Origin of the sequence: Sphaerospermopsis sp. FACHB-1194, assembly GCF_014696235.1 — a bacterium.
GTDB lineage: Bacteria > Cyanobacteriota > Cyanobacteriia > Cyanobacteriales > Nostocaceae > Sphaerospermopsis > Sphaerospermopsis kisseleviana.
The window spans coordinates 13,433-26,376 of the sequence record NZ_JACJPU010000040.1; the positions used below are offsets into that span (position 1 = coordinate 13,433).

Annotated in this window: 13 protein-coding genes; 4 read left to right on the forward strand and 9 right to left on the reverse strand. The window is 36.5% G+C overall.

Annotation, left to right across the window (positions count from 1 at the left end):
- Positions 1–147 precede the first annotated feature (147 nt).
- Positions 148–1,743: a DGQHR domain-containing protein gene (locus H6F45_RS19740; protein WP_190348155.1), complete on the forward strand. Its 1,596-nt coding sequence runs from the start codon at positions 148–150 to the stop codon at positions 1,741–1,743.
- On the opposite strand, the gene H6F45_RS19745 is transcribed toward H6F45_RS19740, so the two are convergent.
- The 6 genes from H6F45_RS19745 to plsY form a co-directional block, all read right to left on the reverse strand.
- A complete protein-coding gene (locus tag H6F45_RS19745) occupies positions 1,744–2,712 on the reverse strand; it encodes an HNH endonuclease (protein WP_190348156.1) in 969 nt (322 codons plus the stop codon).
- Between the two features lie 59 nt (positions 2,713–2,771).
- Positions 2,772–3,239 (reverse strand): DNA phosphorothioation-associated protein 4, encoded by a 468-nt coding sequence (locus H6F45_RS19750; protein ID WP_190348157.1) that lies wholly within the window; start codon positions 3,237–3,239, stop codon positions 2,772–2,774.
- Positions 3,240–3,421: 182 nt separating this feature from the next.
- Positions 3,422–4,021: a Uma2 family endonuclease gene (locus H6F45_RS19755; RefSeq protein WP_190348170.1), complete on the reverse strand. Its 600-nt coding sequence runs from the start codon at positions 4,019–4,021 to the stop codon at positions 3,422–3,424.
- A 148-nt stretch (positions 4,022–4,169) separates the two neighbouring features.
- A complete protein-coding gene (locus H6F45_RS19760) occupies positions 4,170–6,236 on the reverse strand; it encodes an AAA family ATPase (protein WP_190348158.1) in 2,067 nt (688 codons plus the stop codon).
- Complete coding sequence (locus H6F45_RS19765) at positions 6,233–6,421, reverse strand: hypothetical protein (RefSeq protein ID WP_096567837.1); 189 nt, start codon at positions 6,419–6,421, stop codon at positions 6,233–6,235. The genes H6F45_RS19760 and H6F45_RS19765 overlap by 4 nt, the downstream gene beginning before the upstream one ends.
- 633 nt (positions 6,422–7,054) lie before the next feature.
- On the reverse strand, positions 7,055–7,735 hold the full coding sequence (gene plsY / locus H6F45_RS19770; protein ID WP_096567835.1) for a glycerol-3-phosphate 1-O-acyltransferase PlsY: 681 nt from the start codon (positions 7,733–7,735) through the stop codon (positions 7,055–7,057).
- 31 nt (positions 7,736–7,766) lie between these two features.
- On the opposite strand from plsY, the gene H6F45_RS19775 reads away from it, so the two are divergent.
- Positions 7,767–7,997, forward strand: coding sequence for a hypothetical protein (locus H6F45_RS19775; protein ID WP_190348159.1), 231 nt, complete (start codon positions 7,767–7,769; stop codon positions 7,995–7,997).
- 87 nt (positions 7,998–8,084) lie between these two features.
- Here H6F45_RS19775 and H6F45_RS19780 read toward each other — a convergent pair whose 3' ends face one another.
- From H6F45_RS19780 to H6F45_RS19790, 3 genes are all read right to left on the reverse strand, one after another.
- Complete coding sequence (locus H6F45_RS19780) at positions 8,085–9,398, reverse strand: DUF3086 domain-containing protein (RefSeq protein ID WP_137666595.1); 1,314 nt, start codon at positions 9,396–9,398, stop codon at positions 8,085–8,087.
- Positions 9,399–9,537: 139 nt separating this feature from the next.
- Entirely contained in the window at positions 9,538–9,924 is a 387-nt protein-coding gene (locus H6F45_RS19785; RefSeq protein WP_190348160.1) for a DUF3119 family protein, read from the reverse strand.
- Positions 9,925–10,035: 111 nt separating this feature from the next.
- Positions 10,036–10,833, reverse strand: a complete 798-nt coding sequence (locus H6F45_RS19790; RefSeq protein ID WP_137666594.1) for an MlaE family lipid ABC transporter permease subunit — start codon at positions 10,831–10,833, stop codon at positions 10,036–10,038.
- Positions 10,834–11,237: 404 nt separating this feature from the next.
- On the opposite strand from H6F45_RS19790, the gene H6F45_RS19795 reads away from it, so the two are divergent.
- Positions 11,238–11,534 (forward strand): hypothetical protein, encoded by a 297-nt coding sequence (locus tag H6F45_RS19795; protein ID WP_096567826.1) that lies wholly within the window; start codon positions 11,238–11,240, stop codon positions 11,532–11,534.
- A 516-nt stretch (positions 11,535–12,050) separates the two neighbouring features.
- Positions 12,051–12,872: a signal peptide peptidase SppA gene (gene sppA, locus H6F45_RS19800; RefSeq protein WP_096567824.1), complete on the forward strand. Its 822-nt coding sequence runs from the start codon at positions 12,051–12,053 to the stop codon at positions 12,870–12,872.
- Positions 12,873–12,944 lie beyond the last annotated feature (72 nt).

Sequence of the window (12,944 nt, forward strand, 5' to 3'; positions counted from 1 at the left end):
GAGATAAATGCAAATTCAAAAATTATTTATACTAAGTTAGTTTACATTAACTTTTAAAAATTGTTTTTAAAAACTATACTTTTAGTATCCAATATTTTGGGAAAATAAGCAACTCAGTCTCCACCTTAGTTTTTAAAAATTAACCTTATGGACAGCCAATTTGAACAAAATTGTAACATTTCTCAACAGTACACAGAAAATGAAACTCAAGGTCAACAGATGTTATCTACATTACTCAAGACATTTTTTGACAAACAAGACCAAATTCTAGTTCAGCAAACAAAAATGGGAGGTGTTGAAGCTTATGTGGGTTCTGTTACTTTAGAATGGTTTGCAAAGAGAGTTAATTTTGCTTCTACATTACCTCTGTTGCAAAAAAATTATAATTCCGAAACCGAGAATATTGAAATTGATGCAGATAGTATTGATGAAGTTCAGCAACGTCCGTTAGATTGGTCGCGTCAAGCTGCGTTAGTACAATATTTAGCATCACGAAAAAACCATAAGTTTCCCCCGGTATTGGTTGTAATTAATCAATCTTGGGTTGATAATGCAAAAGCAGATGAGTGGAATAGTGAAGGACGTGCTAAAAAAGCTACTACAGATTTTATTCCTCTAGATAAAAATGGTTCTTTTGGTTTGTTAAATGTAGCGGAAGAAAATGTTAGTATTTATGCTTTAGATGGTCAGCATAGATTAATGGGAGTTCAAGGTTTATTAGAATTACTGCAAACTGGTAAATTGAGAAGATATAAAAAAGATAAAACTCATAGTGATAGTTATATTACTCTCTCAGAATTGATAGATGATTCTCAAATTGATGTTGATGATCTGCAAAATTTACCACAGGAAAAAATCGGCATTGAGTTTATTTGTGCGGTGAATGCTGGAGAGACTTATACAGAAGCAAAACAACGAGTTAGGTCTATTTTTGTTCATGTAAATTTAATGGCTGCACCTTTAACAAAAGGTCAATTAACCCAGTTAAATGAAGATGATGGTTTTGCAATTGTAGCGCGAAAGATTGCGGTGACACATCCACTTTTGGCAGAGAAAGAAAAGCGCAAACCGCGTATCAATTGGAATAGTGCTACAGTAGCAAAAAATTCTACTGTTTTGACTACACTGCAAGCTTTACAGGATATGTCTACTACATATTTAGGGCAAAAATTCCCCCATTGGAAACCTTTAGAAAAAGGGTTAATTCCTCAACGTCCAGATGATGAAGAATTACAAGAAGGAATTGCAGATTTTACAGAATTATTTGATTATTTAGCGAGTCTTCCCAGTTATAAAATTTTAGATCATGAAGATACACCAAATTTAAGACGCTTTAGTTTTGAAAAAGGTGGTGGTGAGGCAAATATTTTATTTCGTCCGGTGTCTCAAGTTGCTTTAGCGCAAGCTTTGGGAATTTTGGTTTTTAAAAAAGGTATGTCTTTAGAAGCCATCTTTAAGAAGTTGCGAAAATTTGATCGTCAAGGTGGTTTTAGTGAAATGGAGTTTCCCCATTCTTTATGGTATGGGGTTTTATATGATCCGAATAAAAAGCGGGTTCAGGTTTCAGGAAAGGAGTTAGCGGTGAAGTTGTTGGTTTATATTTTGGGGGGAATGACTGAAAAAATGGAGGTTGCACAATTGCGTAAAGCTTTAGCTGATGCGAGAACGATGGAAGATAATACTATTGGTTTTGATGGAAAGTTGGTTGATCCGCAAGATGTAGGTTTACCACCAGTTTTATAGTTATTGCTGAAAAATGTTTTGACGATGCCATTGTAAAGCTTCAATATCTGGAAAGTATTTCTCTATTTTAGGCAATATGAGTTTTTCACCATGAAAATCTTTTATTGGTTTAGCGTGGGGAGATACTTCTTCTAATTCTTTACTAACAATAATTTTGTATTTATCATCAACACCAAACCAACCTCTATCAAATGCCCAATGATGATTTTTACATAAGGCTATACCGTTATGTATTCTACTATCATAAAATTGGGAAAATGGTTTTATGTGTGCGCCATCTACTATATTTTGATTGAGATTTTGATTAACCATTAAACCACAAAAAGCACATTGACAACTATATACAGAAACTACTGCTTTTCTAAAGAAAGCATTTCTAACTAAAGTTTTTCTTAAACTATATTCAGGGTTATTATCTATGATATTTCTTTCTTCATTATCTATAAAAGAAGAATCTTTTTCAAAATTCTGATTTATTTGTGCAATATCATCTATATTGTTGCCATCCTGTGAAAACCAATTAGATACCAATGAATCTACTAATTCCTTTCTTGTTATTTCATTTTTAATCAAATAAAATAATTCTATGTCTAAAGACGCATAACTAACATCATTTTTTAATTTAGGAATTGTTTGAGGACGACCTCCATCATATTCAGAACTATATTGTAAATGCCAAAAATCATCATTTTTAAGATGAAAAAATGGAAGTGCAAAATCACTGCTTTTAAAAGGAGAAGATGTCATTAAATTCCAGTATTTTTTAAATATTTCGATTAAGGTATCTGAAATATAAATATAATTTTCGTTCATGAAATCACTGCTAATTAACTCCATAACAGAAAGTATCAGTATAGGTTTGTTGAGTGCGTCTCCCTTTTTTTTTGTTTTGTATACTTTAATTTTGGAGAAACAATTACAGTAGTAATCTAAAGTTCTATCTTCTGAGATATTAGAGTTTTGAATCATGTTGATATTGGTAATAATTGGTTGGTTATTAACCTGTGTTATCAAAGCAATTGAAGAAATTAAATAAATCTTGTTAAATCAAAATCTCCATCAAATTCTTCTGGAAATCGTTGATGATGTAGAAATAATAAAATACGTTCTGAATAGTCTACAGCACCACGAAGTTCTCCTCTCAATATTTCAAGTCCACCATTAGCGTATTCTTCAAATATACGATTTCTTATTTCATTATTATTACCATCATTAAAAGACAAGAGTGAAATATTTTCAGTATCAGTAACCGCTAAAAGGTTTATAACTACATCATAACTTCTAACGATAAACTGTTCTTGAGGAATAGGAGATGGTTCACGTTTAGAAACTTCCTCAAAAGGAACACGCTTCTTATACTTAACCCCCAAAGCAGCAGCAAAAACAATCACATCAGCGAAAGTTTGAAAAGGACCATTTCCCCCATCAGAAGAAATTAAAGACTTCACCAAATCAGCCTTATCCTTAGCCACCCTGATTCTACCAGATTCCGCCATAATCTTAAAATCTCAACTCCCAATATTTTACAACAAATGGTACTAACTAAAATCAAAACTTTGCTTTCTTCCCTTTGCGTCTACCCTGCGGGATCTCCTGACGGAGATTGCGTCTTTGCGTGAGAAAAAAAATAAAACACAGATGAACACAGATAGACGCAGATAATATTTGTCATCAAAAATTAACCTGCTTGATCCTTAAACTCTTCATTTTCTCCCACCAAAACCACATTCTCATAAATCAAAGACAAAGGAAACTGAAAATCAACACTTGTTAAATGAACCTCATCACCCTCAACAAAAGGATGTAATTCCCAAAAACCCCGATCATTTAACCTAAAACATTCTAAACCGATTTTTTGAGAATCAATCAAAACATATTCCTGTAAACTAGAAAAATTGCGATATTTTTCAAACTTTTTACCCCGATCATAAGCTTCCGTACCCGGAGAAAGTACCTCAACAATTAAACAAGGAAATTGCAAAAACTTAATCGCTTGTCTATCTTGAGGATGACAACTCACCACCACATCAGGATAGAAAAAAGGTCCATTTTCAGAAACTCCAACCTTTGCATCTGACATCAAAGCACTGCACTTACTTCCCCGTAAATGACTTTTCAAAGCAGAAGCTAAATTTAAAGCGATCGCAGCATGAGGAATAGTACCTCCAGTCATTGCAAAAACTTCACCATCAAGATATTCATATTTAATTTCCTGCAACTCTTCCCACTCTAAAAACTCTTGGGGAGTCAAATAAAACCGATCAGAAATAGCAACCATTTTTCCTTTCTCCTTTTGCGTTCTTCCCTTTGCGTCTTTGCGTCTTTGCGTGAGATAAAAAATAGAACGCAGATAAACACAGATAAACGCAGATAATTTTTTCTGTTTCTCTCTGCGTCCTCTGCGTCTGTAGCGGTTCGTTCCTCTTCTACCTTTCCACCTCCACAATTTCAGTATACTCAAAACCACTAGGACTTTGACGAATCAGATAATATTTCTCCCCATTCACCTCCATAAAATCCTGTTCACAGTCAGGTTTAGAAGAATAATAAGTTAACACATATTCCTTACCAATTCTTTCTAAAATTTCCTCCTCAACCTCCACCCTCCATTGAGTTTTCGTCACTAAAACCACTAACTGATTTGCTAATTTAGGAATAGTTTGTGCAATGTGACGACGAGAGTTAGCGTCTAAACTTCCAAAAGGTGAATCCATAACAATAGGAAAAGTGCTACTATCAGGAACCATCATGATTTTTCGTTTTTCACTCCATTCCCGCACTTTATCAATAATACTCGCAATAAATGATAAACTAAGAATTTGATTTTCTCCCGTAGATGCTGCTACCAGTGCTTCTATTCCTGTGGTATTCTCAACTAAAGTTAGTTCATATTTTTCCGTAATCTTAGGAATATAAGGAGTGACAGAAATTTCCGAAAATATTTCCTGTACTCGCTTTTCTAACTGCAATCTAAATTGTTTCTCCTGTCTATTTTTCACCTCTGTTAATCTTTCAATTGCGTCTTGAGTTGCAATAATACGACGCTGTGCTAAAATTTGTCTTCCTTCATTTTGTTTTTGTTTAGCAATTTGTTTGACTAATACATCAACTTCTGTTTTCAGGTGAGAAATTTCCTGTTGGTTTGCACCTTGTTCTCGGTTTAATTCATCAATTTTCCCTTCAATTCCATCTAACCGTTTTTGTAAACCGCTAATATCTTCATTGGGATCTTTTCTCAAGATTTCTTCAATATTATCTAACTCACCTTCTATTTGGGAAAGTGAGGTTTTGATCTGACTAATTCTTGCTTGTTCTCTGTTAACATTATCCCAAAAAATATCCGCTTGTTTATCAATATCATCAACTTGCGCTCCCATTCTAATTGCTGTTTCTTCTACAGAGGAAGATCCGGTTTTTTTCAAAAGTGATTTAACGTGAAAATGTCCATTTCCTCCTTCTTTTAATTCTGCTCCACAAATACATCTTCCTGTTTGAATTAATTCCGCGACAAATTCTTTAGAAATTCCTGATTTTAATTCTCCTTTTTGTTTTAATTCGCTGATAATTCCCCGAAAATTTGCATTTGTTTGACCTAATAATACTGTGTATGCTTGTTTGGAAATAATCTTTTTCAGTGCTTCTTTAGTTTTTTTCAGTTCTTCATAACTACTACGTTTTTGAGTTTCTAAACTTTCTCGTCTTTCTTGTAATTCTCGCACTGCACTGAGTTCTATCAACCGACTGCTGATATCTTTTTTAAATGTCTGTTGATTTTCTAACTCTTTTTTAATTTCTGTTTGTCTTTTATTAATTCTTTCCATTTCTTGTTCTAGTTTACTTTGCTCTTTTAATAATTGTTTAGTTTCTGCATCACCAATAGCAGCAAGTTCGTTATCTAAGGTTTTCTTTGCTTCTTTTAAATGTCTAATTGCTAAGTCAATTACTTTCACTCCTAAAAATGTTTCTGTTGCTTCTGCTATTTCTGCTTTTTTATCAGACCTCACAATTTCTTCTATGCGTTCCCCATCAAAAAAGAAATATTGATGTAAACTTGCTGGTAATATATTATTGATAATCTCTTCTGCTTGTTCAATGGGAAAATACCATTTACCGTCATCTCCTACGGTTTGAATAATTAATTTTGTTTTTGTTGCTTCCATGTTGGTAGCATTTTTATAAACTCGACAGGTGCGTTTTGCTCGGTATCGGTTTCCTTCATGTTCCCAACCAACTTCTACCCAACATTCTACAGGTTGTTCATTTTCTACTTCTGCGATCGCTCTTTTATTTACTAACTGTTCTGTCGCAGCAAACGCAGCAGTAAATTTTTCATATAACACCCAGGTAAACGCATTTAATAAACTGGTTTTACCTGCTCCATTATTCCCATGAATTATTGTAGTATTTTTAATATCTCCCGTCGCAATGGTAATTTCTGGAGTCTGTCCATAAAAAGAACGAAAATTACAAAGTTTAATCGAGGTTAGTTTCATTCCTGCACCACTTCTTTCACTGCTTCTTTGATTATTCCTAAAATATCATCATTAATTGCACCTTTGCTTTTTCTCGCAAGTCTTGATTTTTCTAACCTACAAACTCTCTCAATTATCTGTTTAACTTCCGGTGGTGCAGTATTAATTGGTGCTTGTACATCTTCAATATTTGATTCTGTAGACATAACGGGTTGTAAAAATAGACTTTTCTATCTATTTTAACCATCTTTGTCAACATTTAGTAATCAGTTATCAGTTATAAAACTTTATAATTTCTAATTTAATATAGATTTTTAATTATGAAACTGCATCAAAAATAGGTAAAAATTTATGATTTGGCGGCTGGAAAGGGATTGCTTTTTTTATTTATTCCTGGTAGAGTTATCTTTACAAGCTCTAATAATGGGATGTAGCTTAGTTTAAAAATTTTAGCAACACTCCATTATATTAGAATAGTACCGCGCCCCCAGCGCCGAGTCAACCCCTCAACTATCAATTTTCGCCCCCCCAAGAAAGAAAAATAAATGAAGAAATCTATAGATATAGCATTTACCAAGTTAGTGAGGTACAGAGTTTTTTGTCTTTGGGAATTGGGAATTGGGAATTGGGAATTGGTAGCAGTAAATAAATGAGGGTGTACCTCATGAGACTGGGAAACGCTATAGATGCGATGCCCACACAAAAAGATGGTAGTACAGTACGGCGTAAATAAACCAAGTATTAGATAGCCAAAACTTTACCCTTATATGTCCACTTGAAAGGTTTAGCCATTGTTTAGCCAAATTCCATGAAACTGGGAATTAATTACCAGGCTTTATTTACGCTGTTTGTTGAGATTCAGTTTCTACCTTCTGTCCAATTTTGGGTTCTGTACCTGTCAGCAACCTTTCAATATTACTGCGATGACGAATAATTACATATAAACCCCCAGCAATACTAAACAAAACATAAGCTAAAGGTTGCTGGAAAACCACCATCAAAATAGAAACAGCAACAGCACCAGAAATAGAACTTAAAGAAACGATTTTAGATATAGCAATAACTACACCAAAAACCCCCAAGGTAGCCAAACCAACCGGCCAATTCATGGCTAATAAAATACCCAAACTGGTAGCCACAGACTTACCACCAGTAAAACCTAAAAAGATTGATTTACTATGTCCTAAAATTGCCCCTAACCCAACCAAAGTTACTAACCAAGGTTGCCATAATTGCACATTTAAATTTGCAGGTATGACATTATAACCAGGAGCAAAATTGAATAAAGCATAAACCAGATTTATGGCTAATACTCCCTTCAAACAATCAACAAATAACACAAAAGCCCCCGGACCTTTACCCAAAGTTCTCAGAACATTGGTGGCACCAGTTGAACCAGAACCAACTTCACGAATATCAATACCTTTTAATAACTTACCTGCAAGATATCCAGTGGGAAAAGAACCCAAAAGGTAAGCTAATAAAACCACTACCCCACACAAAGTCAACCAAATAGCCATAATTTTATTAGAAGTTCAGAAGTTCAGAAGTATGGCTAACGCCACGCTTACTTCGACTGCGCCCTTCGACACCGCCCTTCGACACCGCCCTTCGACACCGCTCAGGACAGGCTCAGGACAGGCTCAGGACAGGCTCAGGACAGGCTCAGTACAAGTCGCTATCAGGAGTCAGGAGTCAGGAGTTATTTATTTTGGATTTTGGATTTTGGATTTTGGATTTTGGATTGTTTTTGTTAACTCCAATCTAAAATCTAAAATCTAAAATCTAAAATTTTTTTCCCCAGTCACCAATCACCAATCACCAATCACCAGTCACCAATCACCAATCACCAGTCACCATTCCCTATAATTAAAAATCATCATCAAAATCTCGATCGCGCATCATTTTCGGATCTGGTGCAAAAGCTAACCACAAAGGGAATTGTAATAAGCCTAAACTAATTTGCTCCTCAGAATCATCAATGATAATTAACGGCATTTGATTAGATTTAACTAATCTATCTGCTTTTTGGGCTAAAGCGTTAGGTGATTCAAATAATACCACACCTCTGTCTGGTCCAAAATCAGGACGACCAATACCTAAACAATCTTGTAAACCCCGTCGCCATTCGCCCAAACGTTCGGGACTATTAGCTAAAATCAGAGTACGTAGGCGATCGCCTCCGGCACTACGCTCCGCGTAATCGCCATATAATTTATGTAAAATCGAAATTGCCGCTGAAGCAATCAAAATATTCTGCAAACGACTACCCATTGTCCGCAGCGCACCCCGTCCTCCTAAGGTAAAAAACCAGTTAGATACTCTTTCAGCGTGAACAGGTTCAAAAGTGCGCCTTAACTGCCATGCAGGACCATAATAATCTGGTTGGTTGCGATATTGATCAATTAAACGGCGAATTTGTTTTGTTGTATCTTGAAACTGTTGTTGGGCAAATTGCAAAGTCTGAGACTGTTCTTCAACAGGTTTGGATTCTTTTTTCGCCTCTTTTATGGCTGGTTTTTCTCTTTCTTTTTCCCTCACAGCCGGCACCAGTTGCAATTGTTCCGCTGCGGCTGCCAAATCTTGTAAACTACCTGTGAGATAATCTTTAAAACCCTGTACCCGAATAGCCAAATCTTGAGACGTACCTGCAAAAGTCGTTCGCATTTCATTTCTAATGCGTTCTTGTCGTCGTTCTAGCTGTTCTACAGAAATTTGCAATGCCTGTTTACGTTGTTCTAACAATGAAAGGGACTCTTGCACCATTTTCGAGAGTGCTGTTTGAGTTTCGCTAACCTGTCCCTGAAGGGTTTTGTAAGTAATTTGCAGTTGAGATATTTCTGCTTTGAGTGCGGCTTCGGTTTCCTGTAACTCAGCTACTCGTTGCGCTGCTACTGCATATAGTGAATTAAATTCTGATTCTGATTCCAGGAATTTATTATCTATTTTTTCTACTGTTTCTACTGTTTTTGACGTTTGTGTTTCTGTGTTCATCATTGCAGACTCTACATCAACTTCCTTTGCTGATGGTTGTGCTGGAGTTGATGTTTCTGTCTCTAATGGTGAATCATCCGATAAATTTGCTGATATTTCCGCCTGTTTTTCATCTGTGGAAATTTCATGCGGCGTTTCTTCCCACCAGTCATCTATCGGTTTTGGAGTTTGGGATTCCTCTGGGTTCATAAATAGGATTGTAATTATTAACGCGACTAAATTATAGCCGTAGTACGGGCGTTTTTCGGGCAACCACGGGGGGTTTGCCCCTACGGACTCCTGACTCCTGCTATAGTTATCAGTTATCAGTCTACCAACCGTTGACTATTCATATTCTGGGACAACGTTCTTCTAAGCAAGATTTTAAGGTCTTGGGGTCAAATAAAATCGGTAAAAAGTGAATGCTGTTGATTTCTTTAAAGTAAAACAAAATGGGAACTCTATCCCAAAAAATCCGCCAGTTTTGCCATTCTCGGTAAGGAAAACGCCGAATTAACTTTTCACCCCGGTAAAGATCAAAATCAGTAGCAGTAAATTGAAATCGCAAGGTTACAGCTTGCAACATTAAAAATAATCCTAGCAGTGCGATCGCTCCTCCAACCCAAGGTTGCAAAAGCAATATGGGAATAGAACCAAGCACCAACACAATAGGGATATTGTAACTTGGCTTGAGTTCCACCGTAGATAGGGCGTTAGGTACTGATGAAGTAGTCATAATTTTAGGGAATAGGGAATAGGGAATAGGGAATACGGAATCAGGGGAGATAGGGAGGTTGCTAACCCAATCACCAACCACCAATCACCAATCACCAATCACTAGTCATCATCAGAGTCCAGGAGTGAATCCCCCACCTGTTCCCTGAAACATTAACCATGATAGAAAAAAGTTGCTAATAAAAATAATCAGCAGGGCGGTAACAACGGCAGTTGTGGTTGATTGTCCCACACCTTTCGCTCCTCCTGTGGTGGTTAAACCCCAACTGCAACCAATAATAGCAATTAAAACGCCAAAGCAGCCTGCTTTAATCATGGCGCTAACGATGTCCCAAATATCCAAGAAGTTACGGGCTGAGTCTAAAAATACTGTATCTGAGAGGTTGTAAATATTGATGGCAACTATTAGTCCCCCACCCATGCCAGTAACTAAGGATAACAAGGTTAAGATAGGCAGCATTAATAAACAAGCCAGGATACGAGGAATAACTAAATAATCAATGGGGTCTGTTTTTAACATCAACAGGGCATCTATTTGTTCTGTAACCCGCATTGTGCCAATTTCAGCGGCAAATGCAGAACCAACTCGCCCGGCTAAAATCACTGCTGTTAGCACTGGTGTCAGTTCTCTGGTTAAGGCTACTGCTAATACTCCCCCAACTAAGTTTCCTGCGCCAAAGTTGATAAACTCCCGTGCTACCTGTATTGTAAATACTGCACCTACAAAAACGGCCGTCAATAAGGCGATAAACAGGGAATCTGGACCGACGGCGGCTAGTTGTTCTAAGGTATTACGGCGATGGATTTTGCCTTTCATCAGGTGAACTATCACTTGTCCACCTAAAAAAATCGCTGCTAGTAATCGCTGGGTCCATGCACCTAAACCGGATTTGGATATAGTCTGGCTCAATGTTTTCTATCTAACTCAGTGAATGCTTTAAGAATAGCGAAAGTTATTGGTTTTTTGTCATTAGTCATTAGTCATTAGTCATTAGTTATTTTTCCCAATCCCCAGTCCCCAATCCCCAAACATTAACTTAGTTTAAAGATTCTCTCAGAAAATTAAGCAGCTTATTTTGCTTGATTAAATATGTTACGACGTTGTTAAACGCCAAAAATCTTGATATATCAGGTATTTTACCCTTTGGAAGCCATCAACATAGCCTCATCACTTGAGGGTTATATTAACTTTTCTTTTAATGAAAACTTAAGATTTTTGACAAATTAACTTTTCAGGAGCGATCGCACGTATTGTAGAAATTAACGTACTGCTTCTTGGCTATCATTCACCTTACTCTTGGAGATTGCCTGATTATGAATCTTTTTACCAACTTTCTCCGATCTTTCTTGCTTACTACTGTTTTCAGTTTTATTGCTCCGATATTCTTGGTGGGCGGTATATTAATCTGTTTATGCCTTTTTGGCTTTGTCCCCGGTTTGCAAGGACTAACTGAAGAAGTACCCGCTCAGATTTTGCATTTTCTGGCTACTTTTGGTACTGGTAGTCCTATCAATGGCTTATTTGTTATCAGTCTTACTTTCGGTTTTGTGGGTGGGCTTTTTGATATCTATGCTTATTATCGGTATCAAATACTGCGTATTGATTCCTAAGTAACTCAGAAAGTTAGATAACGTCTCTCTTTGATTTAATGACAATTAACAACTAAATTAACTTTCTTATAAACAAATCTGCTGCTATCCCTGACTTTAACTATTTTTTGGCATAGCTCAGTTATTGCTGTGATTTTTTGTAAGTAAGGTTTTTTAGTCATTAGTCGCTTGTGACTAATAACTCTGCATTATGCTGTTAAATTGTGCTGTAAAAAAAGATAGATGTATGAGCAACTGTATAATTGCTGTACTGTTACCAACTTAGATTGTGTTTTGGAAATGGTGATTTTTGACAATCACGCAACAAACCAGTACAGAGTTTGGTTGAGAATGGAACATTTAAAGAAATATTCCTTTATTAAGAAATATAGCAAACAACACTATAAACCAAATCTAAAAATTTCCTTAAAATTTAAATAGCTTCATACTTGCTGGTTTAATCTTCTGAAAAGAGTCGAAGAGGTCATCTGACCGCTGGACAATTTATATTAAATCTATTAACTGATTAGATTACTCATGATCTGGCCGTTTAAACCCAAGTTTCGTAAACAAATTGCTCGGATTGAAATAACTGGTGCGATCGCCAGTGCTACCCGCAAACGAGTGTTAGAAGCCCTAAAAACAGTAGAAGAGAAAAAATTTCCCGCTTTACTGCTGCGTATTGATAGCCCTGGGGGTACTGTAGGAGATTCCCAAGAAATATACAGCGCCTTGAAGCGATTGAGCAAAAAAACCAAAATCGTAGCGAGTTTTGGCAATATATCGGCTTCTGGAGGCGTTTATATTGGCATGGGAGCGGAACACATTATGGCTAACCCAGGCACAATTACAGGTAGTATCGGCGTGATTTTACGGGGAAACAACTTAGAACGTCTGTTAGAAAAAGTAGGTGTTTCCTTTAAGGTGATCAAGTCTGGACCTTATAAAGATATATTATCTTTTGACAGGGAACTGACAGAACCAGAAGAAAACATCCTGCAAGAATTGATAGATGTCAGCTATCAGCAGTTTGTAGAGACAGTAGCACAGGCTCGTTCCTTGGAGGTAGAAACAGTTAAAAATTTCGCTGATGGGCGCATTTTCACCGGAGAACAAGCCTTAGAATTAGGGGTTGTAGACCGTTTGGGAACAGAAGAAGATGCACGACGCTGGACAGCGGAATTAGTCGGACTTGATCCAGAAAAAACTCCTTGTTATACGCTAGAAGAACGTAAACCATTATTGAGTCGAGTTCTACCAGGTAGTAGTCAGTCGAAATCACAAATTGCGGCTGGAATTGATTGGCTGGAATTTGAAATGTCTACAAGTGGTTTACCCTTGTGGTTATATAGACCGTAGATTAATTGTCAATAGTCACTAGTTACCAGTCTGTGTACTGATGACTAATGACTAGTGACTAATAACTCATGA